Below are 24,344 nucleotides of genomic sequence, written 5' to 3'. Positions count from 1 at the left end.
CAGCGCGACGCCGCTGAGCACCGGGTTTTCCGGCGCCCGGGCCGCCCGCCAGGGGCCCTCGACGGGCGTGTCCGCACGGTGGGCGTGTTCGGCAGCGGGCCCCCGCATTGGTTAACGTGCACGATGTGACTGCTGAATCCACCCCCCTCCCGAACGGCGCCACCGCCGCAGGTCTGGCCACCATCGCGGCCGACGGCACCATCCTCGACACCTGGTTCCCCGCCCCGGTCCTGGCCGCCGAGCCCGGCCCGGCCGGCACCGTCCGCCTGACCGCCGAGCAGGCCGAGGCCGAGCTCGGCGCCGGTGCGGCCGAGGCCCTGCGCACCGACGCCCGCCGCGGCGTCGAGGTGGTCGCCGTGCGCACCACCATCGCCTCGCTCGACGAGAAGCCGATCGACGCGCACGACGCCTACTTGCGGCTGCACCTGCTCAGCCACCGCCTGGTCAAGCCGCACGGCCAGAACCTGGACGGCATCTTCGGCCTGCTCGCCAACGTGGCGTGGACCAGCATCGGCCCCGTCCCGGTCGACAAGGTCGAGCAGGCCCGCCTCGCGGTGCGCTCCCAGGGCGGGCAGCTCGCCGTGTACGGGATCGACAAGTTCCCGCGGATGACCGACTACGTCGCGCCGTCCGGGGTCCGCATCGCCCACGCCGACCGGGTCCGCCTCGGCGCCCACCTGGCCGTCGGCACCACCGTGATGCACGAGGGCTTCGTCAACTTCAACGCCGGCACCCTCGGCACCTCCATGGTCGAGGGCCGGATCAGCGCGGGCGTCGTGGTCGGCGACCACAGCGACATCGGCGGCGGCGCCTCGATCATGGGCACCCTGTCCGGCGGCGGCAAGCAGGTCGTCTCGGTCGGCGAGCGCTGCCTGCTCGGCGCCAACGCGGGCATCGGCATCTCCCTCGGCAGCGACTGCGTCGTCGAGGCCGGCCTCTACGTCACCGCCGGCACCCGGGTCACCACCCCGGACGGCACGGTGGCCAAGGCCGTCGAACTGTCCGGCCAGGACAACCTGCTCTTCCGCCGCAACTCCCAGACCGGCGCCGTCGAGGTCATCGCCCGCTCCGGCTCCTGGGGCGGCCTCAACGCCGACCTCCACGCCCACAACTAACCTCCGGGCAGCCCCCGTCGGGCCCGGCGCCACCCTCGAGCGGCGCCGGGCCCTCGCACTATCCGGGCCCCTTATCGGTGCTCCCTCTGGGCCCCGGCGCCGCCGTTGGCGGCGTCGGGGCCCAACCCTTTGATCCTTTTTTGCTGCTCCCGTGGGCCCCTCCCCCCTCCCCCTCCCTCGCGCCCCTTGCCCCGCCGCCCAAACCCGCCCTCCTCTGTGTGGCTTGCTCGGTGCTGGGCGTGCCCAGCACCGAGCAGCCGGTGCCCCTGCGGCTGCACGCCCGTGCCACTGGCCGGCACGGGCTCTGCCCTCCCTCCGTCCCTCCTGCCCACGCTTCGCCGCCTAGCCCAGGGTGGTTGACGGCGGCAACCCCGGCTCACCCGGGAGGCTTACCGCCCAACGGAGTTGGACCGCATCGGGTGGTACGCGGTGACCGGCCGCCGGAACGGTTCGTTGGTTGGTGCGGCAGGGGCGCGTGCCTCGGTGGCAAGGCATCAGACACCCCCGCTGCGCGGGCCGAGCCACCGTCGGCCGCTTCACACCGCACTACCGATCCGAAGAGGTCCCGTCATGTCCGAACCCTGGTCCGAGGCATCAGCCACGCCTCAGCTCCCGAGCAGCCCGGCGGGCTCGACCAAGAGCCTGTTGGAGCAGATGCAGGAACTGCTCGCCTCGGTGACCGCGGATCTCGCCGAGTTGCAGTCCGCCGGCGCCCGGGGCGCCGCCCCGGCCGCCTATCCCACCGGCACGGACACCTCCGGCGCACCGGCCGCCCCAGGCACCCGGTAGTCCGGCGCCTCCTCCTCGCCCGTCGGCCCGCCCTCACCCGGCGGGCCGAGCCGCACCACGAGTAAGGGCGAGCTCCGCCCGACCTCCTCTCCCCCGAGCGCGCTGCCCGCCTCCTCCCCGTCGGCCCGGCGGGCCGCCTCCCGCAGCCGCCCGGCCAGGTCCTTGCACTCCGACACCGCGTCGACGCCGTCGATGCACGTCCAGTACAGGCTCTCGGTGTCAGCCCCGCAGGCCAGCACCACCAACGTCTCGCCGACGTCCCGCAGCAGTCCGTCCAACGCGCCCAACGTCGGTTCCAGATCGCCGAGTTCGGTGAGCCGCCCGACCCGACCACTGCTCAGCACGGCCGCCCGGACGTCGGTCCGGTCGAGGCAGACCGCCGCGTGCGCGCCGGCCTCGGACAGCTGCTGACCCAGACCGGTCAGCTCGTCGTCGTCCAGCTCGGCCAGCCTGGCCCCCACCGCCTCGGTGAGCAGCGCGGCCTGCCGCGCCTCCGCCAGGACGTCCGGGACGTGTCTGGCCTCGGCCAGTGCGTGCCGGGCGGTCTTGATCAGTCGCAGCGCCTCCATGGCCGCCACTCCTTTCGCTCGTCGTCGCCGTGGGGACCAGGACCGCCACCAGGGGCGGCCGGGTGGTCACGGCGAAAGCGTGCGTCGGGGAGCGGTGGGTGCGCATCCGGCTTCTCCGAGCCTGTGGACAAGTCGGGGGTTGTGGATAAATCCCGTCCCTCACACGGGTTGGTCGCCCACGTCCGGGTTGACGTCCGTCGACGATCCCGGCACCGGGAAGCGATGTTCGTTGCGCTCGATCTTGGCGGCGAGGGCCTCCAACGGGTCCACCCCGACCACCGTGCAGAACTGCATCAGGTAGGCGAGGACGTCCGCGACCTCGTCCCGCACCCGGTGCGCACGGTCCGGGTCGGACATCACCGCGGCCGCCTGCTCGGGCGTCAGCCACTGGAAGATCTCCAGCAGTTCGCCGGCCTCCACGCTCAGCGCCGCCGCCAGGTTCTTCGGCGTGTGGAAGGGCTCCCACCGCCGGACCGCCGCGAAGTCCACCAGCCGCTGCCGCAGGCTCTCCAGGGTCGGCCCGGCCGGTTCCCCGGGCCCCGTCACTCGTTCGCTCACCCGTCCAGGTCTACCGCATCCGCGCCCGGACCCTCCCCGCCCGCGCCCTCATCGCCGTCCCGGTCCTCGCGCCCGCACTGGGCCGGCACCCGGGCCGCCTCCGGCCACAGCACGGTGTGCCCGGAGTCCGGATCGCGCCGGCACTCGACGAGCGCCACCCCGGCGGAGCCACCGGCGCCACCGGACGCGCCAGAACTGCCGGGCCCGCCGGTCCCACCGCCCCCGCAAGCCCCACCCAGCGCCTCGCGCGCCGCGGCCGGCTCCTGCAAGGCGGCGAGCACCCGCAACTGGTTGCGCCCCGACATCTCCCGAGCCAGCCGCAGCAGTGACGCGGTCTGCTCGGTGGACAGCCCGGCGCCGATGTCCTCGGCGAGCACGGTGAGCTGCCGCTGCGCCCACGGCACCTCGGCGGCCACGTCGAGGTCGAGCACCCCGGCCCCGGTGAGCAGCACGGCCGCGAACGCGAGGTGCCGCAGCATGCCGTCGGAGGCCTGGTCGGCGCCGGTGCGCCCGAGCACGCCCTCGTCGAAGACGGCGAGGACCCGCTGGTCGGGCCCGGTGCCGCGGTGGGCGAGGGTGAGCCCGAGCAGCGGGTGCGGGGCGGCGGACTGGACGACGCGCAGCAGCTGTCCGTAGCGGCGGGCGCACTCGTTGCCGAGCCGGGCGATGACGGCGGAGATGTTGGCGGCGCTGCTGCGCAGCCGGGCCTGCGGGTCGGGCCGGGCCCAACCGCGCATGAGCGCGGGGACGGGGTGGACGGGGAAGACCTCGCGCAGCGCGGTGAGCAGGTGCTCGGTGGCGCCGAGGACGAGCCGTTCGCCCGCCGAGGAGCCGGCGACGCGCAGCGGCAACTGCGCGGTGATCATGGTGCCGCTGGGGAACGGCGCCCGGATGTCACCCTGGCGGGTGTCGTTGTGCCAGCAGACGTTGACGCGCCGCCCGCGGACGTCCTGCTCGCCGGTCTCGACCAGGGTGCGCCCGTCGAGGGTGAGCGACTCGCGGGCGATCCGGACCGGCCCGTCGGTGCGCACGACGACGTCGAGCCGGATCCGGCCCCGGGGGGAACGGACGGTGCAGCCGAGGATGATCGCGTTGCGCCCGTGCGGGACGCACCCGTCGAGGCCGCCGCGGACGGGCTTGGCGAGCGGCCCGGTGCGGCCGGGCATCCCGTCGAGGGAGTCGGCGATCTCCTCCCCGAGCGCGAGCCGGGACAGGACGGCGAGCGCGTCGAGGGCGTTGGACTTGCCGACGCCCGCCGGCCCGTGCAGGACGGTGAGGGGCGCGAGCGGCAGGACGGCGCGCCGGTAGGACTTGAACGAGGTGAGCCGGAGCTCCTCGACGGTGGGAACGGTGGAACGTGGCACGGGTGGCCGATCGGGCCCCGGGGCGCTCGGTCGGGGGTGGGCCGGCACGGCGGGCCGGGTGGCGTCGCGGTTCACCCGTCGGACGTTAGCCGCAGGTCAGGCGGCAGAAACGTGCCTGCTCGGCAGATTCATCCCAACGTGGAACCGGCACTCCGCCCAGGCACCCCGCCCCGGCGCCGCGCAGCACGTCGACGCCTGCGAGCGAACGACGGCCCCCGCACCGCCCGGCGCCACGCCGCACCACCCCCGCCCCGGCCCCGCCCCGGCGAAGCGCCGCTCAGCGCCGGTACGTGGCCACCGTCACCGAGGCGGTGACCTCCACCGGGTCCGGCAGCGCGCCGAGCGCCGCCACGAGCCGCTCCGGGTCGGTGTGCCAGGCGCTGGGCCCCATGCCGACGACGGTCCGCACGTCCTGCGCCCCGAGCCGCAGCGTGAACTCGACCTCCCGCTGCCCGGCGGCCGTCAGGTAGGGCCCGAGCTTCTCGTCGATCCGGCGCTGCTTCTCCTCGTCGACCGACAGCAGCCCCAGCCCGGCGACGAGTTCGCGCAGGTGGCGGGCGGTGGGCGAGACCAGCAGCAGGGTGCCGCCGGGGCGCAGCACGCGGCGGATCTCCGGCCCGTTGCGCGGCGCGAAGACGTTGAGCATCAGGTCGGCGCAGGCGTCGCGCAGCGGCAGCGGGCGCCAGGCGTCGCAGACGACGGCGCCGATCCGGGGGTGGGCCTTGGCGGCGCGGCGCAGCGCGTACTTGGAGATGTCCAGGGCGGCGCCGGGGTGTCCGGGCAGGGCGTCGAGGACGTGGGCCAGGTAGTGGCCGGTGCCGGCGCCGAGGTCCGCGACCAGCCCGTCCGGGTCACCGGGCGCGGAGGCGACCGCGGCGGCCGCCGCCTCGGCGAGGGCGTCGGCGATGGGCCGGTAGTGCCCGGCGGCGAGGAAGTCCGCCCGGGCGGCGACCATCTCGGCGGTGTCGCCGGTGCCGGTGTGGGCGTCCCCGGCGAGGAGGCTGACGTAGCCCTGTTTGGCGAGGTCGAAGCTGTGCCCGGCGGGGCAGCGCAGGGTGCGCTCGTGCCGGGTGAGGGCCTGCGCGCAGTGGGGGCAGGCCAGGTGGCGCTCGATGTCCTGCAACAACGTTCCGTCTTCTCTCGCCGTTCGCCCGGGGATCCCCGGCGCCGGCCGCGCGGCCGGCCGGTCCCCGGACGGCCAGCCTAACGACCCGGCCCGACCGCGACACGCAGCGCGAGGCCCGCGAGCGCCTCGGGCGCGCCGTGCTGTCCGCGGATCCCGGGGAAGGCGTTGACGTCGACGATGACGGGCTCGGCGGCCCCGTCGAGCAGGTCGACGCCGTAGACGTCGAGCCCGAAGACCTCGCCGACGCGCAGTGCCAGCGCGGCCCGGTCGGCGGGCGGCTGCCAGCTCTCGACGGGCCCCGACTTCCCGGTGGCGGAGGCGAGTTCGGAGCGCCGGCGGGCGGCGAAGACCTGCCCGTCGATCACCCACAGCTTCTGGTCCCAGCCGGTCCCGTCGACGAAGGGCTGGGTGACGACGGTCTCGTCGGGCCAGCGCGCGGCGAGTTCGCGCAGCCGGTCCGCGTCGTCGACCCGCGCGACCAGGTCGTGGCGCCGGCTGTGCCGGCTCTTGACGACGAACGGGTAGGCGGGATGGTCCAGTTCGGCGAGGCGGCCGACGGCGCCGGTCGCCGCGAAGGGCAGTCCGGCGGCGCGGGCGAGGTCGGCCATCCGCACCCGGTCCTGGCAGAGTTCGGTCGCCGCGGCCGAGTTGACGACGGGGGCGCCGCGTTCCTCCAGTGTGCGGGCGAGCGCGAGGGCCCGTGGCGTGCGGGCCTTGAGCAGGTAGACGTCGGCGAGCGGACCGGATCCGTCCGCGGTCGCCGGGTCGAGGCTCTCCACCGTGTGCCGACGCGCCAGCAGTTCGGCGGTCGCCGCCAGCACCGGGTGGCCCGGGTCGGCGGTGATCAGGCCGACCCTCATATCGCCCCGCCGAACTCGGCCCCACCGAGGCCGGCGCCGTCGAACTCCGCCCCGCCGAACTCGGCGCCGCCGAAGTCGGACCCGCCGAACTCCGCACCACCGAAGCCCGAACCGCCGAACTCAGCTGCGCTGAAGTCCAGTTGACCGTACGACGCCCCGCCGGCCGGCACCAGGGCGGGCGCGGGCGCCGAGACGGCCGTCCCGCTGCGCGCGAGCCGCAGCACCGCCTGGGCGACCCGGGCGACGGCGTCGGGCACCTGGCGGAAGCTCGGGAAGTCGTTGACGTCCACGACGACCGGCCCGTCCGGCCCGAGCAGCACGTCGACGCCGTACAGGTCGAGCCCGAACACCTCGCCCACCTGGGCCGCGATCCGCGCGACCTCGCCGGCCAGCGGCACCTGCCGCTCGCGGACGCCCTGACCGGGGTGGAGCGGGGAGGAACGTTCCGTCGCGAACAGTTCGCCGTCGACGCAGTACACCTTGAGGTCGGTGCCGGAGTTGGGCACGTAGGGCTGCGCGATCAGCAGCCCCTCGCCGGCCAGTTCCGGCCCGAGGTCGAGCAGGTGGTCGGGGCTGGGCACCAGCCGGACGGCCCGGCCGGAGCTGCCGTCGGCCGGCTTGACCACGAGCGGGTACTCGGAGGCCGGGATCTCGGCGAGCCGTTCCCAGCGGGCGGCGGCGTAGGTGACGGGGACGGGCAGGCCGCGGGTGCGGGCGATGACGGAGGCGAGCGCCTTGTCCCGGACGCCGCGGATGGACCGCACGTCGTTGACGGTGGTGAGGCCGACGGCGGCGGCCGCGTCCAGCAGGGTGAGCCCGGGCCCGCCGGAGACGGTCTTGAGTACCCAGGCGTCGTGGCTGCCGGCCCGGACCGCCTCGGAGATCGCGATCAGCGAGTCCCCGGGGCGCAGCACGTCGACGTGGTGCCCCCACGCGGTGAGCTGGCGCGCCACGTCCAGCGGCATGCCGTCGTGCCGGTAGTGCTCCTCCACCAGAAAGCAGAGCCTCATGGGCCTGTCTTCCCCCTTGCCTCGCCGTGTGCGGACGTCCGCCGTCCGGGTGCGGCAGAGCTAGAGCCGTAAAGGGATCAGCATGCCACGGGCTCTCCGGGCAAGATCGCCGCGAGCCTGTAAGCGTTCGGCAACAATCGGGCGCCCGACATGTACACCTCCCCGTGGAAACCCGCCGGAAGACGGGAGACACGACCGGACCCCCGCCACCGAACCACGACCGGCCCCCCGCCGGGACACACCCGCAAAGCGGTGGCGGCCCGGCGCCGCCCCTGCTTGGATGGCACGCCGTGACATCTGTTGATCATGATCCCGCGCACCCCGCCGACCGCCCGCTGCTCGACGAGATCGAGCGCTATTACGACGCGGTACCGCGCGGCGCCGCCCGCGCCGAGGACTTCGGCCCGCTGACCCTGTTCGTCCGCGAGGGCGCGGGCTGGCCGTACTACGCCCGCCCCACGCTCGGCCACGACGGCCCGGCCGCCACCGTCGAGGACGTCCGCCGGGTGCTGGACCGGCAGCGGGAGCTGGGCGCCCCGGAGGCCTTCGAGTGGGTGGCCGAGCAGAACCCGGAGCTGCGCGCCGCGGTCGAGGCGGCCGGACTGTGGGTGCACGAGCACCCGCTGCTGGTCCTGGCCCCGCAGGACGAACCGCCCGCACCGCCCGCGCTGCCGGAGCGCCTGGCGGTCCGGGTGCTGGCCGCGGACGCGCCGGAGCTGGCGGCCGCGATCGCCGTCCCGCACGTGGCGTTCGGCGCCCCGGGTACCGGGGTGGGCGCCGCCGGTGCGGCCGAAGTCGCCGATACCGTCGAGAAGTTGACCGCGGACGGCACGCCGGAGCGGATCGCGCGGCGGATCACCGACGGCACCACCGTGCTGGCCACCGCCCTGGAGGACGGCGCACCGCTGTGCTCGGGCCAGCACAACCCGGTGGGCCCGGTCACCGAGGTGGCCGGGGTCGGCACGCTGCCGGTCGCGCGGCGGCGCGGGCTGGGCCTGGCGGTCACCGCGGCCCTGGTCGCGCACGCCCGGGCCAACGGCGTGCGGACGGTCTTCCTGTCCGCCGCCGACGAGGACGTGGCCCGGATCTACCGCCGGGCGGGATTCCGCCCGTTCGCGACCGCCCTGATCGCCGAGCCCGCCCCGGACGCGCCGAACGCCCAGGCCTGATCCCGAGCGCCCAGGCCTGACCCCCACCCCGGCGCCAGGCCACCACCCGCAGGGGGACGGCCGAGGACGATCAGTCGTCGTCCTCGTCGTCCCCCCGGTTGACGCCCTCCCCCTCGGCCTCGTCCACCACCCACGCCGCCAGCCGCTCGGCGACCCCGGACACCCCGAGCCGCCCCTCGCGGATGGCCCGGGCGAGGCTGCGCACCTCACGGGCGGTGGTGGCGACGGTGCAGCCGCTGGCGACGAGGTAGGCGTAGGCGACGGCGGTCGCGTAGAGCTCGTTGGTCTTCTCCAGGGCCGGCACCCGGATCAGCTGGTGCATCAGGGCGGCGGCACGGTCCTGCGGTTCGGGGTAGACGGCGATGTCGAAGATCTCGGCCTGGTGCCGGGTGACGGCCGCGAGCAGCGAGCCGTAGTCGGTGACCTGCGGGTCACCGGGCGTGTACTGCTCGGCCGTCATGAGCAGCCACGAGAGGTCGACCTCCAGTTTCAACGGCGCACGTCCTGGAGCTCGCCCGGCTCCCCGAACTCGGCCAGGAAGGCCGTCTCGTACTCCTTCATGAACTGGGCGGCGGCGTCGACGAAGGCCCGCCCGGCCTCGCCCATGTCCTGCTGGACCAGGCGCTCGATGTACTGGTTCATGCTGATCCCCTGCTGCTCCGCCCGTTCCCGGGCCATTTCCGCGGTCGTGGCGTCCACGCGGACGTTCAGCTGCTTCTTACCCATGCTTTTCAAGCTAGCGCTGAAGTGCTAGCACAACAAGGGCGCGCGCACCCACCCCGCACGCCTCGCACCGCCACCCCGCGCGCCCTTTCACACTCCCCCCGACCACCCGCCGGAAACCCCCGGAAACACGGCCACCCCCACGGCGGGTGCCGCGGGGGTGACCGTCCGGGCCGGTTCCAGGGCCGGTTCCAGGGCCGGTTCCAGGGCCGAGGCCAAGGTCAAGACCAGGAACAGGAACAGGTTCAGGACCGGAGCCAGGGACCGATCAGAACTGGGTGCTGACCGTCACCCCGCTGAAGTCGGTCTTCCCGTACAGGCTGACGTACCGGTACCCGGCCGTCGGGTTGCTGACGGTGATGCTCTGGCCGGTGCCCGCAGCCGTGGACGAGGCGCTGAAGGCGTTCGGCGAGGCCCAGCCGTCCGCGTTGTAGTACAGGTACGCGGTGCCGGTGCCGCCGGTGGAGCTGATCTTCAGGGTGCTGGTGCCCGCCGGCAGGTAGACGTAGAAGTAGGCCAGGTTGCCCGCGGTCGCGGACACGTTGGGCCGGGAGCAGTTCTGGCCCAGCGCGTCGGTGCGCGGGTCGGTGCAGGTGGGCAGGGTGACCGGGGCGCTGGTGACGGTGGCCGAGGCCGGGGTGCTGGCGGTCCGGCCGGCGCTGTCGGTGACGGTCAGCGCGACGGTGTAGGTGCCCGCGGCGGCGTAGGTGTGGGTCGGGTTCTGCTGGTCGGACGAGGTGCCGTCGCCGAAGGTCCAGTGCCACCCGGTGATCCGGTCGGTGGTGCCGGTCTCGACGGACTTGTCGGTCAGGCTGACGGTGGCGCCGTCGACGGTCAGGCCGAACAGCGCGGTCGGGCCGGTCGCGTAGCAGGCGCCGCCGGCGCAGGCGTCGAGCCAGCTGTCGAAGTCCGCGTCGTAGGAGGTGCCGAGGCCGTTGTAGACCGCGTAGCCGCCCTGGAAGTCACCGGTGCGGAAGTGCCCCAGCATGGCCTGGATGACGGCCGGGTGCTTCTCGAACATGTACCGGACGGCCAGGTAGCCCCACGGGTAGGTGCGCACCGTGTCCGAGTTGCCGTACGTGTTCTGGAAGACGGTGCTGAGCTTGTACGTGTGCTTGGCCGCCTCCGACATCGCCTGGGTGTCGGTGGTGCCGCGGTAGGCGTAGGACTCGTACTCGGCGACGCCCTCGATCCACCAGATGTCCGGGACGGAGATCGAGGTGCTGAAGTTGCCCTTCATGTCGTAGATGCCGTCGAGGTAGTGCGTGTACTCGTGGTTGAGGTTCCACACGTTGGCGGTGAAGCCGTCGTTCCAGGACTTCTGGTACATCACGCAGACGGCCTGGTTGTTGGGGTCGGTCGGGTCCATGACGGTCTGGCCGCCGTTGTCGGTGGAGTTCCGGAAGATCGCCCACGAGTAGGTCTTGTAGTCGGCCTGGCTGGCGAAGACCGCGAGGGTGAGGGTCTTGTCGTACTGGCCGGGGATCGGGCCGTTGTCCTTGACCAGGTTGTGGAAGAAGGCGTCCTCGCCGCGCAGGCTGGTGCAGACGGCGGCCAGGTCGGCGGGCGACAGCGCCTGGGTCAGGATGGTGCGGTTGTCGCAGACCAGCTGGTTGGGCAGCACGGCCGCGGTCAGCTTGGCCGGCAGGTCACAGGTGCCGTAGTACGAGCACTGCCCGCCGTCGAAGGCGTTGGCCTGGTAGGCGGTGTGCACGTACAGCGGGCCGGTGACGCCGGTGATCTGGCTGGCGTCGAGCACCGCCTTCACCTGGGGCTTGGCGGCGGTCTCGACGGCGCCGCCGTCGCCGGCCATCCGGCCGATGGCGTTGCCCGCGTTGGTGTCGAGGTAGGCGTTCGGGCCGCTGAGCAGGTCCTTGTGGCCGATCGCGAAGCTGCCGATGGTGGTGGCGATGCTCGGGTCGGCGCTGACGGCGCTGACGAAGTCCGGGTTCCAGTTGCCCCGCCACAGCGGTGTGGCCAGCACGGAGTTGACCGCCTTGAGCATCTTCGGGAACGCGTTGTACGAGTTGTTGTAGCTGTTCAGCAGCTGCTTGTAGACGCCCAGGTAGGAGCCCTGGAGGTTGGCGCTGTCGGTGAGCACCACCACCTCGCTGAGCACAGCGCCGTTGGCGTCGGTGACGTCCGTCCAGCGCTGGCCCGCGAAGAAGGCGTCGAGGGCTGCCTTGGCGGCGTTGCCGAGCGCGGCGTCGTAGGGGCCGACCGCGTCCGCGTTGTTGGACTGGACGTACCAGCCGGCCCGCTGGAAGAGCACCAGTTGCAGGATTCCGGCCGAGTTGTCGCCGGTGTAGCCGCCCGCCTGGTCCTGGAAGGCCTTGGTCACCGTCAGCATCTGCGGTTCCTTGAAGATTCGGCCCGCGTCGGCTCCGGTGACGTTGAACAGCGTGTTGACGCAGTCCACGGTCGAGCCCTTGACGAACGCGACCAGGTCGGCGCCACTGCGGCTGCCGAAGTCGGCCGGGGTACAGCTCTGTCCGGCGACAGCGGCGGGCGCGGCGGCCGGCGCAGCGGGCGCGGCCTTGGCCGAGCCCACCGGACCGGCGGCACCGGCGGCACCGACGGCCTTCGGCGCGCCCGGGCGGGGCGCGAGCTGCACCGCCGTACCGGTCGGCTGGCCCATCACGGCCTGGCCGAGCAGGGCCGGCGGCAGCGGGGCCGCGACCGGGGCGGGGGTCTCCGCGGCCACCGGGTCGGCCTGGAGGAAGGCACCCAGCGGCTTGGGCGCGGCCTGGGCCTCGCCGGCCGACGTCGGGGCACCCGCGGCCGACCGGCCGGCGGTGGACGTGGTGGTGGCCGTGGCGGCCGACGGTGCGGCGGCCGGACCGGACGCGGCCAGCGCCGGTACGGGCAGCAGCGTGGCCGCGGTGGCACAGCCGGCGACGACGCCGGCCATGAGGGTGGGGAGGGGTATGCGAAGGCGCACTGCGGAGTCCTTCTCCTGTGGGGGGAGCCGGCGGGACGAGCCGAGGCAAGGGGGATTGGACGCGATCCTGACACCGGACAACCCCTCAGAACAATGTCACAGGTCATATGACATGACAGGCGCGCGCCATAACACCGTCACCCTCCCGACCCCCGCGGTACGCCCGGCTACGGACGCGTCGGACGGTACGTCCGCGCAGCCCACGCCTGGAACGGCGCCGAGGCGGCCATCAGGTCCCGGTACGCCGCCGTCGCCGCGCCGAACAGGGTCTCCACCACCTCGCCGCCCACCCCGGCCGGCCGCCAGACCAGCACGTGCCGGGACCAGATCGGCGCGCCCGCCAGCGGTTTGACGACCACCTCCGCGAGCGGCCGGGTGGTGGCCTGGACCACCGAGATGCCCAGCCCCGCGGCGACCATCTCCTGGAGCTCCAACCGGCCCCCGAGGTACTCGTGGACCCTCGCCGGGGTGAAGCCGGCCGCGGCGCACGCGCCCAGGAAGACCCGGTGCCAGCCGGCCCCGTCGTCGGGGGTCAGGAACCAGTCCTCGGCGGCCAGGTCGACGAGCGCGACCTCGGTCCGGTGCCGCAGCCGGTGACCGGCCGGCAGCAGCACGAAGGCCGGCTCGGTGGCGATGCCGCGGTGCGCGACGGCCGGTGAGTGGCGCAGCTCCCGGCCGGGGTAGTCCACGGCGACCGCGACGTCCGCCTCCCCCCGCTCCAGCAGGTCGACGATGTCCGAGGAGCGGTAGACGGTGCTCACCGTGAAGCGCTGCTCGGGCTGCTGGTGCCGGGCCCGGGTGACCAGCCCGGGCAGGATCGGCGAGATGGTCGCGGCCAGCCGCAGGTCCCGCCGGGGCGCGGGGCCGCCCTCCTCCTCGGGCCGGCGCCCCAGCCCGTCCGCGCGGCTGAGCAGGTCGCGGGCGGCGACGAGCACCTCGACGCCGAAGCAGGTCGGGGTCACCCCGGCAGCCGTGCGCTCGAACAGCGGGGCACCCAAGTGCCGTTCGATCCGGCGCAGTTGGGTGCTGGTCGCCGGCTGGGAGGCGCCGAGCAGGGCGGCGGCCCGGCCGACGCTCCCGGTGTCGGCGATGGCGCACAGCACCCGCAGGTGCCGCAGCTCCAGCTCCATGACCCTCCCTCACGCGGCGGCCGGCCCCGCCCACAGCGTCGGGCGAGGGCCGCCGGGCGGGCGTCGCCGACCATGTGCAACAGCACACATGACATGTCAGCCGTTCACCTTCGCGCCGCGCGAATTGCCTCGTCAAGACCGTCCGACGCCGAGATCACCCCGCGGCGGAAGCCTTTGCCAAGCCATTGCCGTCCCGCCGCGGCCGCACCACGCCGATCGGCGCAGCCGCACCACGCCGACCGGAACGAGCGAGACTTGAAGAGTTCTTCACCTTCCGGGACTCTGAACTCTCCTGAGCATTCCGCGGAGCGGCACCGACCGGTGTGGAGGCCGGCAATGACAGCCATGTTCGACCAGGAGTTGCGCGAGCAGCTCGCCCAGGCCCGCCTCGACCTCGCGGCGGCCCGGGCCGAGGGGGACGCCGACGGCGTCCAGGCGTACGAGGGCCGGATCGCCGGGCTGATCCGGCTCGCCGCCCAGCACGGGATCAACCTGCCGCACAGCGCCGACGAAGAGGAGCACAACGAGCCCTGAGCGGCCGGCACCGAAACGGCGAGGAGGCGGCAAACCCCGGGCAGGTCCGGGGTGCCGCCTCCTCGCCGTTGCCGCACGCGACGGGGCTACCGACAGGTCACTCCCCGATCGGCTCCAGGATCGCCACGCACTCGAAGTGGTGCGTCATCGGGAACAGGTCGAAGGCCCGCAGCGACACCGGCCGGTAGCCGCCCTCGCGGAAGAACGCCAGGTCCCGGGCGAGCGCCGCCGGGTCGCAGGCGACGTAGGCGATCCGGCGCGCCTCCAGGCCGACCAGGTGGGCGACGGTCTCGCGGCCGGCGCCCGAGCGCGGCGGGTCCAGGACGATCAGGTCGGTGGCGGTGATGCCGGTGCGCGGCAGCAGCGTCTCGACCCGGTCGCACTCGATCCGCACGTTGTCCAGCGCGGCCAGGTTGTGCCGGGCATCGGCCACGGCCTGCTTGGCGGACTCGATGCCCAGCACCGCGCCCTCCTCGCCGACCCGGTCGGCCAGCGCGCCCGCGAACAGGCCGACCCCGCAGTACAGGTCGAGCGCGTTCTCGCCCCACTGCGGGTCCAGCCCGTCCAGCACGGCGTCCACCAGGGTGTCCGGCGCCTCGGGGTGGATCTGCCAGAAGCCGCCGTTGCTGACCCGCCAGGTCCGTCCGGCCGCCCGCTCGCGCACGAAGCCGCGGCCGTGCACCTTGTGCACGTCGCCCTGCTCGTCCACCCGGGCGATCGACACCGGCTTGTCCAGCTCGACCAGCGGCAGCTGGGCGCCCGGCTGCGGGGTCAGCACCACCTGGCGGTCCGAGGAGCCGGTCGCGGCGACCGCCTCGACCGTGGCGACGCCCGGCCAGTCACGGGCCTCGATCCCCAGCTCGGTGACGCCCTCGGCGGCGATCAGGCAGCGGTCGATCGGCTGGATCTCGTGCGAGCGGTGCTTGCGCAGGCCGACCTTCCCGGTCTCCCGGTCCACCGCGTACTGCACGCGGGTGCGCCAGGCGGGCACCTGCCCGGCCGGCAGCTTGCCGCCGACCGGCTCGACGCTGCCGTCCCAGCCCGCCTCGTCGGGGGTGAGCCCGGCCAGCTTCGCCAGCTGCTCGGTCAGCACCTGCGCCTTGAGCTTGCGCTGCCCGCCCGGGGTGACGTGCTGCCAGTCGCAGCCGCCGCACTTGCCGGGCCCGGCGAACGGGCACGGCGGGGCGATCCGCTCCTTGGCGGGTTCCAGCACCTCCACCGCGTCGGCCCGCAGGAAGCGGGAGGTGGTGGTGCCCTCGGTGACCAGCGCGACGACCTTCTCGCCGGGCAGCGCGTGCCGGACGAACAGCACCCGGCCCTCGTGCCGGGCCACGCAGTGCCCGCCGCCGTGCGCGACCGGCCCGACCTCGACCTCGTAGCGCTGCCCGGCCAGCGGCTCGCCGGACGGCGTCTCCGGCCGCGGCGCCCGGGTCGTGGTGCGCAGCGCCTTCGGCGGCCGGACGGCCTGCTTGCGCGGCGCCTTCCCCTTCCCGGCGCCCGCGCCCTTACCAGCGGCGTCGCCCTTGGCACCGGCCCCCTTACCGGCAGCGGCCCCCTTCGGAGCCTTGCCGGCCTTGGCGCCCTTGGCAGCCTTCGGAGCCGCCTGACCAGCGCGGCCCGCCCCGGCCTCCGGCGCCGCCTCCGCCCGCTCGCCCGGGGCGAGCGGCGCGGTGCGCGCGGTGAGTCCGTCGCGGTCGGTGGCCTCCGGGCGGGTCGGCCGGCCCCAGCGCGGCCGGGCGACCTGCCCGGGCTGGGAGCCGCCCCGACGGGCGCCCCTGCCGGAAGCGCCTGAGGAGCCCGAGGAGCGGGGCGGAGTGTTGCGGGTCACTGGGAGGAGTCCTTGCTGCGGTCGGAGGTGGCACCGGACGTCGCGCCGGTGGCGGCGGAATCCTTCGACTGTACGGCCTTCGGCGCCCGCGGTTCGCCACGCCGGACGGCGCCCGGCGCCGACCAGGCCTTCTGCGGCTGGCGCCGTTCGGAGGACTCCAGCTGCCACGGCACCGAGGTGACCATCACGCCCGGCTTGAACAGCAGCCGCCCCTTGAGCCGCAGCGCGCTCTGGTTGTGCAGCAGGTGCTCGTACCAGTGGCCGACCACGTACTCGGGGATGTAGACCGACACCACGTCGCGCGGGCTGCTGCGGCGCAGGTTCTTCACGTAGTCCAGGACCGGCCCGGTGATCTCGCGGAACGGCGAGTCCAGCACCTTGAGCGGCACCTCTATGCCGCGCTCGTCCCACTCCCGGCGCAGCGCCGCCGTGTCCTCCGGGTCGACGTTGACGGTGACGGCCTCCAGCGTGTGGGCGCGGGCGAGCCTGGCGTAGGCGAGGGCGCGCAGCGCCGGCTTGTGCAGCTTGGAGACCAGCACGATGGCGTGCACCCGGGTGGGCAGCGCCACGTCGTCCGCCTCCTCGGCGACGGTGAGCTCGTCGGAGACCCGGTCGTAGTGGCGGCGGATGCCCCTCATCATCACGAACAGCACGACCATCGCGGCGATCGCGATCCAGGCGTGGCCGATCTTGGTGACCAGGACGACGATCAGCACGGCCATGGTCATCACCAGGCCGAAGGTGTTGATCGCCCGGCTGCGCTGCATGTGGCGCCGCTTGGCCGGGTCGGTCTCGGTGCGCAGCAGCCGGGTCCAGTGCCGGATCATGCCGGACTGGCTCATGTTGAAGGACACGAAGACGCCGACGATGTACAGCTGGATGAGCCGGTTGGGGTCGGCGTCGAAGGCGATGACGAACAGGATCGCGGCGATCGCCAGCAGGATGATGCCGTTGGAGAAGGCCAGCCGGTCGCCGCGGGTGTGCAGCTGGCGCGGCAGGTAGCGGTCCTGGGCGAGGATCGAGCCGAGCACCGGGAAGCCGTTGAAGGCGGTGTTGGCGGCGAGCACCAGGATCAGGCCGGTGACGGCGGCGACGAAGTAGAAGCCGGGCGTGAAGTTGTTGAAGACGGCCTCGCTGATCTGGGCGAGCGCGGTCTTCTGGTGGTAGTCGGGCGAGGAGCCGACGAGCTGCTCGGCCGGGTTCTCGGCCATCTGGACGCCGGTGAGCCGGGCCAGCCAGATGATGCCCATGAACATCACGACGGCGATCGAGGCCATCATCAGCAGCGTGGTGGCCGCGTTCTTGCTCTTGGGCTTGCGGAAGGCCGGCACGCCGTTGGAGATCGCCTCCACGCCGGTGAGCGCGGCGCAGCCGGAGGAGAACGACTTGAGCAGCAGGAACACCATGGCGAACCCGGCCAGCGACCCGTTGCCGGGGGTGGGTTCGAGCTGGAAGCCGGAGCTCTCGGCGGGCATGTCCTGGCCGAGCACGAAGTGCCGGAACACCCCGTACCCGACCATCCCGATCACGCCGATCATGAAGGCGTAGGTGGGGATGGCGAAGGCGGTGCCGGACTCCCGGACGCCGCGCAGGTTCATGCCCATGAGCAGGACGACCACGATGACGGACAGGGTCATCTCGTGGCCGCGCAGGGAGGGAACGGCGGAGACCACGTTCGCGACGCCCGAGGTGGTGGAGACGGCCACGGTGAGCACGTAGTCGACCATCAGGGCGCTGGCCACGACGAGGCCGGCGCCCGGCCCGTGGTTGACGGTCGCGACCTCGTAGTCGCCGCCACCGCTGGGGTAGGCGTGCACGTTCTGCCGGTAGGAGGCGACCACCGCGAGCATCACGATGGCGACGACGAGGCCGATCTGCCAGGAGAAGTGGATCGCCGAAACACCCGCCACGGACAGGGTCAGCAGGATTTCCTCGGGCGCGTACGCGACCGAGGAGAGCGCGTCCGAGGCGAAGACGGGCAGCGCGATCCGCTTGGGCAGAAGCGTTTCGCCCAGCTTGTCGCTGTGCAGGGCACGCCCGATCAGGATGCGTTTCGGAAGGTCAGTCGGCATAGGCACGTTAAGGAATCGTAGGGGTTACCCGGCAACCCTTGCGCCGTTTGTCCCCCCCTTCGTCGCGACTGCGTTCGGTGGACCGGCTAGCGTGTCGGATACGAGTCGGCGGGCAACACTCAGGTTGTCCGATCGGCGACCCACGAGAGAACTCGCCCCGAAACGCCGGGCGAGGAACGGAGATGAACGGTGTTTGCGCAGGTCAAGAACCCTACGGGACGGGTGAGGTAGCGCCGGTGCACATCGTCATCATGGGCTGCGGCCGCGTGGGCTCCGCCCTCGCCAGAGCCCTGGAGAAACAGGGACATTCGGTGGCCGTGGTGGACCAGGACCCGACGGCGTTCCGCCGCCTCGGCGCCGGGTTCAACGGGCGCCGGGTGACCGGCGTCGGCTTCGACCAGGACACCCTGCGCGAGGCGGGCATCGAGGAGGCCGGCGCGTTCGCCGCGGTCTCCAGCGGTGACAACTCCAACATCATCGCCGCGCGGGTGGCCCGGGAGAACTTCGGCGTGGAGAACGTCGCGGCCCGGATCTACGACCCCCGCCGCGCCGAGGTCTACCAGCGCCTGGGCATCCCGACCGTCGCGACGGTCCGCTGGACCGCCGACCAGATGCTGCGCCGGCTGCTGCCGAGTGGCGCCGAGCCGCTGTGGCAGGACCCGAGCGGCGGCGTGCAGCTGGCCGAGGTCGCGTACGACCCGCGCTGGGTCGGCCACCGCCTCGCCCTGCTGGAGGAGTCCTCCGGCGCCCGGGTGGCGTTCGTCACCCGGCTCGGCGAGGGCGTCCTGCCCACGCCCCAGATGGTGGTGCAGGAGGGCGACCTGGTGCACGTGATGCTGCGCCGGGGCGACCTGACGGCGGTCGAGGCCGCGTTCGCGCAGGGGCCGAAGGAGGAGGGTCACTGATGCGGGTCGCCATTGCCGGGGCCGGTGCCGTGGGCCGCTCGATCGCGGGCGAGCTGCTGGAGAACGGGCACGAGGTCCTGCTGATAGACAAGAACCCCAACTCCATCTCGGTGGAGCGGGTGCCGATGGCGGAGTGGCTGCTGGCCGACGCCTGCGAGATCACCTCGCTGGACGAGGCGGCGTTGCAGCGCTGCCACGTGGTGATCGCCGCGACCGGTGACGACAAGGTCAACCTGGTGGTGTCGCTGCTCGCCAAGACCGAGTACGCGGTGCCGCGGGTGGTCGCCCGGGTGAACAACCCGAAGAACGAGTGGCTCTTCAACGAGTCCTGGGGCGTGGACGTGGCCGTGTCCACCCCGCGTCTGATGTCCGCCCTGGTCGAGGAGGCGGTCAGCGTCGGCGACCTGGTCCGCCTGATGCGCTTCAGCCAGGGCAACGCCAACCTGGTCGAGCTGACCCTGGCCGCGGACACCGAGCTGGTCGGCACCCGGGTGGGCGACGTCGCCTGGCCGCAGGACACCGCGCTGGTGAGCATCATCCGCGAGGGCCGGGTGCTGGTGCCGGGCAAGGACGACACCCTGGAGGGCGGCGACGAGCTGCTCTTCGTCGCCGCGCAGGAGCGCGAGGAGGAGCTGGAGCAGCTGCTGTCGGCCGGCTCCGGCGCCCAGTAGCACCGGCCCGACGCCGAAGGGCCCGCACCCCTGGTGGGTGCGGGCCCTTCGCCGTTGCGCGGCTCCGGCGGCTCCGCCGGATCCCCGGCTACTTCGCCGGTTCCTCGTCGTCGTCCTCCAGCTGCGCCTTGATCGGCGGCGGCGCCTTCAGCAGGATCTGCCAGGTCACGTACATCGCCAGCAGCATCGGCGGGATGCCGAGGGCGACCTTCAGCCAGCCCAGCAGGTTGACGTTGTGGGTGAAGTACAGCGGGAAGAGGATCACCGGCTTGATGCCCATGATCACCACCCAGGCCCAGGTCGCCTTGGTGTAGGCGGCGAAGCGGCCCGGGTTCTCCTTGCGCCAGGTGAACATCTCCCCGGTGATCGGGCCCAGCATCAGGCCGATCATCGGCCAGCGGATCAGCGCGGAGACGGCGAACGCGAGGCAGTAGCCGACGTTCCAGAGCAGGCCGGGCAGGTAGAAGTCCTCGGCGCGGCCGCTCTTCATCGAGATCCAGACGCCGAGGCCGACGCCGAACACCCCGCTGAAGGCGTGCTGGACGGTCTCCCGCCGGAACAGCCGCAGCACCACGAACACCCCGCACAGGCCGAGCGCGGCCCAGCCGGCCGCGCTCACCTGGTGGGTGATGTTGTAGGTGACGATGAAGACCAGGCCGGGCAGCGTCATGTCGACCATGCCTCGGACGCCGCCGAAGGCCTTCAGGACGGTGTCGGCGGCCTCCTTGGAGGCGGCCGCCCGCCGGGCGGCCTCGTCGGCCTCGGTGGAGCCGTCGCCGGAGCCGTACACCCCGTCGTCCACGGGCTTGGCCAGGTCGAGCTGGGCGGCGGACTCGCCGCCGGGCTGATTGCTCACGCTCATTCGCTCCCGTGTCCGACCGGACGCAGCTCGTAGCGGGGGTTGAACAGCACGCGGCGCCCGCGTGCGTGGCTGATCCGGCCGCTGGCGACGAGGCGGCGGCCCGGTTCTATCCCCGCGATCGAGCGGCGGCCGAGCCAGACCATGTCCAGCGCCTCGGTGCCGTCGAAGAGTTCGGCCTCCAGCGCGGGCACCCCGGCCCGCGGGCGGAGCGTCACCGTGCGCAGGGTGCCCGCCACGGTGACCAGCTCGCGGTCGCCGCACCCGGCGATCGGCGTGCAGCCCGACTGCGCCGCGCTCTCCTGGCGCAGCTCCTCGGCCTGGAGCTCCTCGGCCGACGAGGTCAGCCGGCTGAGCATCCGCCGGAAGCGGCCCTGCGGCTGATCGCTGCTGTTGTCACCACTCATGTCGGAAAGGCTACCGGTTTTCGGGCCCCCGGCGGCAGGTCGTGCGGCCGCCGGGGCCCCGACCGTCAGCTCTCGAAGCGGTAGCCCATGCCCGGTTCGGTGATGAAGTGGCGCGGGTGCGAGGGGTCTCGCTCCAGCTTGCGGCGCAGCTGGGCGAGGTAGACCCGCAGGTAGTTGGTCTCGGTGCGGTAGGCGGGGCCCCACACCTCCTGGAGCAGCTGGGTCTGGCTGACCAGCCGGCCGGCGTTGCGGACCAGTACCTCCAGCAGGTGCCACTCGGTCGGGGTGAGGCGGACGTCGGTGCCGTCCCGGTTGACCTTCTTGGCGGCGAGGTCGACGGTGAAGCTCTCCGTGACGACCAGCGAGTCGTCCTCGCCGGCCACCGGCTCGGCGCGGCGCACGGCGGCCCGCATCCGGGCCAGCAGCTCGTCCATCCCGAACGGCTTCGTGACGTAGTCGTCCGCGCCGGCGTCCAGCGCCTCGACCTTCTCGTCGGAGGCGTGCCGGGCGGACAGCACGATGATCGGCACCCGGGTCCAGCCGCGCAGGCCGCGGATCACCTCGACGCCGTCCATGTCGGGCAGGCCCAGGTCGAGGACGACGACATCCGGGTGCCGGGCGGCCGCCAGTTCCAGCGCGCTCGCGCCGTCATGGGCCGCGTCGACCTCGTACTTTCGGGCCTTGAGGTTGATCACCAGCGCGCGGACGATCTGCGGTTCGTCGTCCACGACGAGGACCCGGGTCATACGGGCTCCGCCTTTCAGGGCTGTCGGACTTGCGGACTGTCGGACTTGCGGACTGGGGGCCAGCGGGTGCGGGCCGACGGACCGGGCGCCGCCGGGGACGCTCATGTGATCAGCCGGTTCGACGGGTCGTGCCCGTCACCGGCCGGCCCGGCCGGTTCGGGGGGCCGCTCGACGGCCGGCAGGCTGACGACCATGGTGAGGCCGCCGCCGGGGGTGTCCTCGGCGGTGACGGTGCCGTCCATCGCCTCGACGAAACCGCGCGCCACCGCGAGCCCGAGGCCCACCCCGGCGCCGCGCGGCGCGTCCCCGTAGCGCTGGAACGGCGCGAAGATCCGCTCCTTGGCCTCCTCGGGCACGCCCGGGCCGCGGTCGACGATCCGCAGCTCGACCCGGCCCGGCCCGCCCGCCGGCGCCAGCGCGTCCGCCTTGACCAGCACCTTGACGCCGTTCGGGCTGTACTTGACGGCGTTCTCGACCAGGTTGGCCAGCGAGCGCTCCAGCAGGCCGCCGTCGGCCCGGATCATCGGCAGCGTCTCCGGGACGTCGAGCCGCACGGCCCCCGGCGGCACCCCGCCGAGGGCGAACGGCACCACCTCGTCCAGGTCGGTCTCCTGGATCAGCGGGGTGACGGTGCCGGTCTGCAGCCGGCTCATGTCGAGCAGGTTGTTGATCAGGTGGTCGAGCCGGTCGGCCCCGGCCTCGATCCCGGCCAGCAGTTCCGTCTCGTCCTCCGGGTCCCACTCGACGTCGGCCGAGCGCAGCGAGGTGACGGAGGCCTTGATGCCCGCCAGCGGGGTGCGCAGGTCGTGCGAGACGGCGGCCAGCAGAGCGGTGCGGATCCGGTTGCCCTCGGCCTCCCGGCGGGCCGCGGCGGCCTCCCGGGCCAGCCGGCGGCGCTCCAGCACCACGGCGGACTGGGCGGCGAACGCCCCGAGCAGCCGACGGTCCGCGCCGGGCAGCACGCGCCCGCGCAGCACCAGCGCCAGGCTGTCGCCGACCGGAACGTCCACGTCGGCCTCCTCGGGCCGCTCCGGCGGGTGCGGCCCGGCGACGGCCACCGGCACCCAGGCGCCCAGCGGGTCGGGGCGCTCCAGCAGGGCGGCGCTCTCCTGCCCGAAGGTCTCCCGGACCTGCTCCATCAGGGCGGTCAGCACCCCGTCCCCGTTCGGCACGCCGCGCAGCACCGTGCCGGCCAGCGCGCTGAGCGTCTGCGCCTCGGTCTGGCTGCGGGCCGCCTGGTGGGTGCGCCGGGCCGCCAGGTCCACCACGGAGGCGACCGAGATGCCGACGACGGTGAAGATCGCCACCGCCATGATGTTCTGCGGCTCGTTGATGGTGAAGGTGTGGATCGGCGGGGTGAAGTAGTAGTTCAGCACCGAGGAGCCGACCAGCGCCGAGGCGATCGCCGGCAGCAGCCCGCCGACCAGCGCCGCGCAGACCGTCAGCGACAGGAACAGCAGCATGTCGGTGGAGAGGCCGAGCCCGCCGATCGCGGTCAGCACGACCGCCAGCAGCGGCGGGCCCGCCAGCCCGATCAGCCAGCCGGCCACCGTCCGGGCCCGCCCCAGGTCGGTGATCCTGCGGACCGGGACCCGGCCGCGGCCCTTGGCGGCGTGCTCGTGGGTGACCATGTGGACGTCGATGTCCCCGGAGTCCCGGGTGACCGTGGTGCCGACGCCCGGCCCGTAGACGTACTGCCAGGCGGGGCGACGGCTGGTGCCGAGCACGATCTGGGTCGCGTTCACGCCCCGGGCGAAGTCCAGCAGCCCGGCCGCCGGGTCGTCCCCCAGGACGGAGTGGAAGGAACCGCCCAGGCTCTCCACCAGCGCCCGCTGCTCGATCAGCGTCTGCGAGGAGCCGGAGCCCGCGAGCCCGTCCGAGCGGGAGATGTGGACGGCGAGCAGTTCGCCGCCCGAGCCGCGGGCCGCGATCCGGGCCGCGCGGCGGATCAGCGTCGCCCCCTCCGGCCCGCCGGTCAGGCCCACCACGATCCGCTCCCGGGCCTGCCAGGTGCCCTCGATGCCCTGCTCGGCCCGGTACTTCTGGAGGTACTCGTCTGCCCGGTCGGCGGTCCACAGCAGCGCCAGCTCGCGCAGCGCGGTCAGGTTGCCCGGGCGGAAGTAGTTGGCGAGGGCGGCGTCGATCTTCTCCGGCGCGTACACGTTGCCGTGCGCGAGGCGGCGCCGCAACGCCTGCGGGGACATGTCGACCAGCTCGATCTGGTCGGCCCGCCGGACCACCTCGTCCGGGACGGTCTCCCGCTGCCGTACCCCGGTGATGCCCTCGACGACGTCGCCGAGCGACTCCAGGTGCTGGATGTTCACGGTGGAGATGACGTCGATCCCGGCCGCCAGCAGCTCCTCCACGTCCTGCCAGCGCTTCTCGTTGCGGCAGCCGGGGACGTTGGTGTGCGCCAGCTCGTCCACCAGCGCCACCTGCGGGCAGCGGGCCAGGACGGCGTCCAGGTCCAGCTCGGTGAACACCGCGCCCCGGTGGGCCAGCGTCCGGCGCGGCACCACCTCCAGCCCCTCGACCAGCGACGCCGTGTGCCGCCGACCGTGGTCCTCCACGAACGCCACCACGACGTCCGTGCCACGCTCCAGCCGCCGGTGCGCCTCGGCGAGCATGGCGTACGTCTTGCCGACCCCGGGGGCCGCCCCGAGGTAGATGCGCAGCCTGCCTCGTCCCATGAGCACCATTCTTGATCCGGCTCAGTCCGGGAGCCACCCCCGGACACCTGTTCCCCCCGCCTTCGAGACTACGGCGTGAGCAGCGATTTTCCGCTGATCAGTGCACTGATCATGGCGTTTTAGCGGCATATTGACGGCGTCCTGGGCGTGTCGGCGGCTCCGCCGGCCCGCCGTGCCTCGCATTCCCCGGAAATGCAAAGAACCCCCGCCGGTATCCCCGGCGGGGGTTCTTTGTGAATGATTGTTCGGCGGCGTCCTACTCTCCCACAGGGTCCCCC

Annotated in this window: 22 protein-coding genes; 6 read left to right on the top strand and 16 right to left on the bottom strand. The window is 73.4% G+C overall.

Going from position 1 to position 24,344, the window contains the following annotated elements; genetic code table 11:
• The first annotated feature begins 125 nt into the window (after window positions 1-125).
• Both dapD and ABTY15_RS35405 read left to right on the top strand, forming a co-directional pair.
• On the top strand, window positions 126-1,115 hold the full coding sequence (gene dapD, locus ABTY15_RS35410) for a 2,3,4,5-tetrahydropyridine-2,6-dicarboxylate N-succinyltransferase (protein WP_350605012.1): 990 nt from the start codon (window positions 126-128) through the stop codon (window positions 1,113-1,115).
• A 570-nt stretch (window positions 1,116-1,685) separates the two neighbouring features.
• Entirely contained in the window at window positions 1,686-1,904 is a 219-nt protein-coding gene (locus ABTY15_RS35405; protein ID WP_350605010.1) for a hypothetical protein, read from the top strand.
• Here the strand turns inward: ABTY15_RS35405 and ABTY15_RS35400 are convergent.
• The 6 genes from ABTY15_RS35400 to ABTY15_RS35375 form a co-directional block, all read right to left on the bottom strand.
• On the bottom strand, window positions 1,850-2,473 hold the full coding sequence (locus tag ABTY15_RS35400) for a DUF6099 family protein (protein ID WP_350605008.1): 624 nt from the start codon (window positions 2,471-2,473) through the stop codon (window positions 1,850-1,852). The genes ABTY15_RS35405 and ABTY15_RS35400 overlap by 55 nt on opposite strands.
• 159 nt (window positions 2,474-2,632) lie before the next feature.
• Window positions 2,633-3,031 carry a nucleotide pyrophosphohydrolase gene (locus ABTY15_RS35395; protein ID WP_350605006.1) on the bottom strand — a complete coding sequence of 133 codons (399 nt, stop codon included), beginning with the start codon at window positions 3,029-3,031 and terminating at the stop codon, window positions 2,633-2,635.
• Entirely contained in the window at window positions 3,028-4,395 is a 1,368-nt protein-coding gene (locus ABTY15_RS35390; protein ID WP_350605003.1) for an AAA family ATPase, read from the bottom strand. The genes ABTY15_RS35395 and ABTY15_RS35390 overlap by 4 nt, the downstream gene beginning before the upstream one ends.
• Before the next feature lie 277 nt (window positions 4,396-4,672).
• A complete protein-coding gene (locus tag ABTY15_RS35385) occupies window positions 4,673-5,521 on the bottom strand; it encodes a putative RNA methyltransferase (RefSeq protein WP_350605000.1) in 849 nt (282 codons plus the stop codon).
• Between the two features lie 77 nt (window positions 5,522-5,598).
• Window positions 5,599-6,381 (bottom strand): ATP-grasp domain-containing protein, encoded by a 783-nt coding sequence (locus ABTY15_RS35380; RefSeq protein WP_350604999.1) that lies wholly within the window; start codon window positions 6,379-6,381, stop codon window positions 5,599-5,601.
• The gene (locus ABTY15_RS35375) at window positions 6,378-7,391 is read right to left on the bottom strand and encodes an ATP-grasp domain-containing protein (RefSeq protein WP_350604996.1); all 1,014 of its coding nucleotides are present in this window, start codon (window positions 7,389-7,391) and stop codon (window positions 6,378-6,380) included. Before ABTY15_RS35375 ends, ABTY15_RS35380 begins: the two co-directional genes overlap by 4 nt.
• A gap of 290 nt (window positions 7,392-7,681) precedes the next feature.
• Between ABTY15_RS35375 and ABTY15_RS35370 the strand changes: the two genes are divergently transcribed.
• Window positions 7,682-8,560 carry a GNAT family N-acetyltransferase gene (locus ABTY15_RS35370; protein WP_350604994.1) on the top strand — a complete coding sequence of 293 codons (879 nt, stop codon included), beginning with the start codon at window positions 7,682-7,684 and terminating at the stop codon, window positions 8,558-8,560.
• A 70-nt stretch (window positions 8,561-8,630) separates the two neighbouring features.
• Here the strand turns inward: ABTY15_RS35370 and ABTY15_RS35365 are convergent, their stop codons facing one another.
• The 4 genes from ABTY15_RS35365 to ABTY15_RS35350 all read right to left on the bottom strand — a co-directional run bounded on the left by ABTY15_RS35365 (window position 8,631) and on the right by ABTY15_RS35350 (window position 13,354).
• Window positions 8,631-9,053, bottom strand: coding sequence for a fic family toxin-antitoxin system, toxin component (locus tag ABTY15_RS35365; RefSeq protein ID WP_350604992.1), 423 nt, complete (start codon window positions 9,051-9,053; stop codon window positions 8,631-8,633).
• Window positions 9,050-9,286, bottom strand: a complete 237-nt coding sequence (locus ABTY15_RS35360; protein WP_350604990.1) for a toxin-antitoxin system HicB family antitoxin — start codon at window positions 9,284-9,286, stop codon at window positions 9,050-9,052. The genes ABTY15_RS35365 and ABTY15_RS35360 overlap by 4 nt, the downstream gene beginning before the upstream one ends.
• Before the next feature lie 265 nt (window positions 9,287-9,551).
• Window positions 9,552-12,224 (bottom strand): collagenase, encoded by a 2,673-nt coding sequence (locus tag ABTY15_RS35355; RefSeq protein WP_350604988.1) that lies wholly within the window; start codon window positions 12,222-12,224, stop codon window positions 9,552-9,554.
• Between the two features lie 167 nt (window positions 12,225-12,391).
• Window positions 12,392-13,354: a LysR family transcriptional regulator gene (locus ABTY15_RS35350; RefSeq protein WP_350604986.1), complete on the bottom strand. Its 963-nt coding sequence runs from the start codon at window positions 13,352-13,354 to the stop codon at window positions 12,392-12,394.
• A 336-nt stretch (window positions 13,355-13,690) separates the two neighbouring features.
• Here ABTY15_RS35350 and ABTY15_RS35345 point away from each other — a divergent pair, with 336 nt between their 5' ends.
• A complete protein-coding gene (locus tag ABTY15_RS35345) occupies window positions 13,691-13,888 on the top strand; it encodes a hypothetical protein (protein WP_350604984.1) in 198 nt (65 codons plus the stop codon).
• 97 nt (window positions 13,889-13,985) lie between these two features.
• On the opposite strand, the gene ABTY15_RS35340 is transcribed toward ABTY15_RS35345, so the two are convergent.
• Window positions 13,986-15,332, bottom strand: a complete 1,347-nt coding sequence (locus ABTY15_RS35340) for a class I SAM-dependent RNA methyltransferase (RefSeq protein ID WP_350605029.1) — start codon at window positions 15,330-15,332, stop codon at window positions 13,986-13,988.
• A gap of 380 nt (window positions 15,333-15,712) precedes the next feature.
• Window positions 15,713-17,788, bottom strand: a complete 2,076-nt coding sequence (locus tag ABTY15_RS35335; protein WP_502893663.1) for an APC family permease — start codon at window positions 17,786-17,788, stop codon at window positions 15,713-15,715.
• A 236-nt stretch (window positions 17,789-18,024) separates the two neighbouring features.
• Between ABTY15_RS35335 and ABTY15_RS35330 the strand changes: the two genes are divergently transcribed.
• Window positions 18,025-18,693 carry a potassium channel family protein gene (locus tag ABTY15_RS35330; RefSeq protein WP_350604979.1) on the top strand — a complete coding sequence of 223 codons (669 nt, stop codon included), beginning with the start codon at window positions 18,025-18,027 and terminating at the stop codon, window positions 18,691-18,693.
• Entirely contained in the window at window positions 18,693-19,364 is a 672-nt protein-coding gene (locus ABTY15_RS35325) for a potassium channel family protein (RefSeq protein WP_350604976.1), read from the top strand. Before ABTY15_RS35330 ends, ABTY15_RS35325 begins: the two co-directional genes overlap by 1 nt.
• 88 nt (window positions 19,365-19,452) lie before the next feature.
• Here ABTY15_RS35325 and ABTY15_RS35320 read toward each other — a convergent pair whose 3' ends face one another.
• The 4 genes from ABTY15_RS35320 to ABTY15_RS35305 all read right to left on the bottom strand — a co-directional run bounded on the left by ABTY15_RS35320 (window position 19,453) and on the right by ABTY15_RS35305 (window position 24,066).
• Window positions 19,453-20,220, bottom strand: coding sequence for a DUF3159 domain-containing protein (locus ABTY15_RS35320; RefSeq protein ID WP_350604973.1), 768 nt, complete (start codon window positions 20,218-20,220; stop codon window positions 19,453-19,455).
• A gap of 2 nt (window positions 20,221-20,222) precedes the next feature.
• Window positions 20,223-20,630 carry an OB-fold nucleic acid binding domain-containing protein gene (locus ABTY15_RS35315; protein ID WP_350604970.1) on the bottom strand — a complete coding sequence of 136 codons (408 nt, stop codon included), beginning with the start codon at window positions 20,628-20,630 and terminating at the stop codon, window positions 20,223-20,225.
• A gap of 65 nt (window positions 20,631-20,695) precedes the next feature.
• A complete protein-coding gene (locus ABTY15_RS35310) occupies window positions 20,696-21,376 on the bottom strand; it encodes a response regulator (RefSeq protein ID WP_033351413.1) in 681 nt (226 codons plus the stop codon).
• 101 nt (window positions 21,377-21,477) lie between these two features.
• Window positions 21,478-24,066 (bottom strand): ATP-binding protein, encoded by a 2,589-nt coding sequence (locus ABTY15_RS35305; RefSeq protein ID WP_350604967.1) that lies wholly within the window; start codon window positions 24,064-24,066, stop codon window positions 21,478-21,480.
• Window positions 24,067-24,344: the final 278 nt, after the last annotated feature.

The sequence above is a fragment of the Kitasatospora sp. NPDC097643 genome (assembly GCF_040302625.1).
Lineage (GTDB): Bacteria > Actinomycetota > Actinomycetes > Streptomycetales > Streptomycetaceae > Kitasatospora.
Note: the sequence above shows the minus strand (reverse complement) of the source record. Positions and strands in the feature narration are given on the sequence as shown.

What these genes read in the sequence shown, in the direction of transcription:
- ABTY15_RS35405 (WP_350605010.1), top strand. Translation starts at nt 1,686, where the DNA reads ATGTCCGAACCCTGGTCCGAGGCATCAGCCACGCCTCAGCTCCCGAGC.
- ABTY15_RS35310 (WP_033351413.1), bottom strand. Translation starts at nt 21,376, where the DNA reads ATGACCCGGGTCCTCGTCGTGGACGACGAACCGCAGATCGTCCGCGCG.
- ABTY15_RS35350 (WP_350604986.1), bottom strand. Translation starts at nt 13,354, where the DNA reads ATGGAGCTGGAGCTGCGGCACCTGCGGGTGCTGTGCGCCATCGCCGAC.
- ABTY15_RS35375 (WP_350604996.1), bottom strand. Translation starts at nt 7,391, where the DNA reads ATGAGGCTCTGCTTTCTGGTGGAGGAGCACTACCGGCACGACGGCATG.
- ABTY15_RS35360 (WP_350604990.1), bottom strand. Translation starts at nt 9,286, where the DNA reads ATGGGTAAGAAGCAGCTGAACGTCCGCGTGGACGCCACGACCGCGGAA.
- ABTY15_RS35305 (WP_350604967.1), bottom strand. Translation starts at nt 24,066, where the DNA reads ATGGGACGAGGCAGGCTGCGCATCTACCTCGGGGCGGCCCCCGGGGTC.
- ABTY15_RS35315 (WP_350604970.1), bottom strand. Translation starts at nt 20,630, where the DNA reads ATGAGTGGTGACAACAGCAGCGATCAGCCGCAGGGCCGCTTCCGGCGG.
- ABTY15_RS35380 (WP_350604999.1), bottom strand. Translation starts at nt 6,381, where the DNA reads ATGAGGGTCGGCCTGATCACCGCCGACCCGGGCCACCCGGTGCTGGCG.
- ABTY15_RS35345 (WP_350604984.1), top strand. Translation starts at nt 13,691, where the DNA reads ATGACAGCCATGTTCGACCAGGAGTTGCGCGAGCAGCTCGCCCAGGCC.
- ABTY15_RS35325 (WP_350604976.1), top strand. Translation starts at nt 18,693, where the DNA reads ATGCGGGTCGCCATTGCCGGGGCCGGTGCCGTGGGCCGCTCGATCGCG.
- ABTY15_RS35400 (WP_350605008.1), bottom strand. Translation starts at nt 2,473, where the DNA reads ATGGAGGCGCTGCGACTGATCAAGACCGCCCGGCACGCACTGGCCGAG.
- ABTY15_RS35335 (WP_502893663.1), bottom strand. Translation starts at nt 17,788, where the DNA reads ATGCCGACTGACCTTCCGAAACGCATCCTGATCGGGCGTGCCCTGCAC.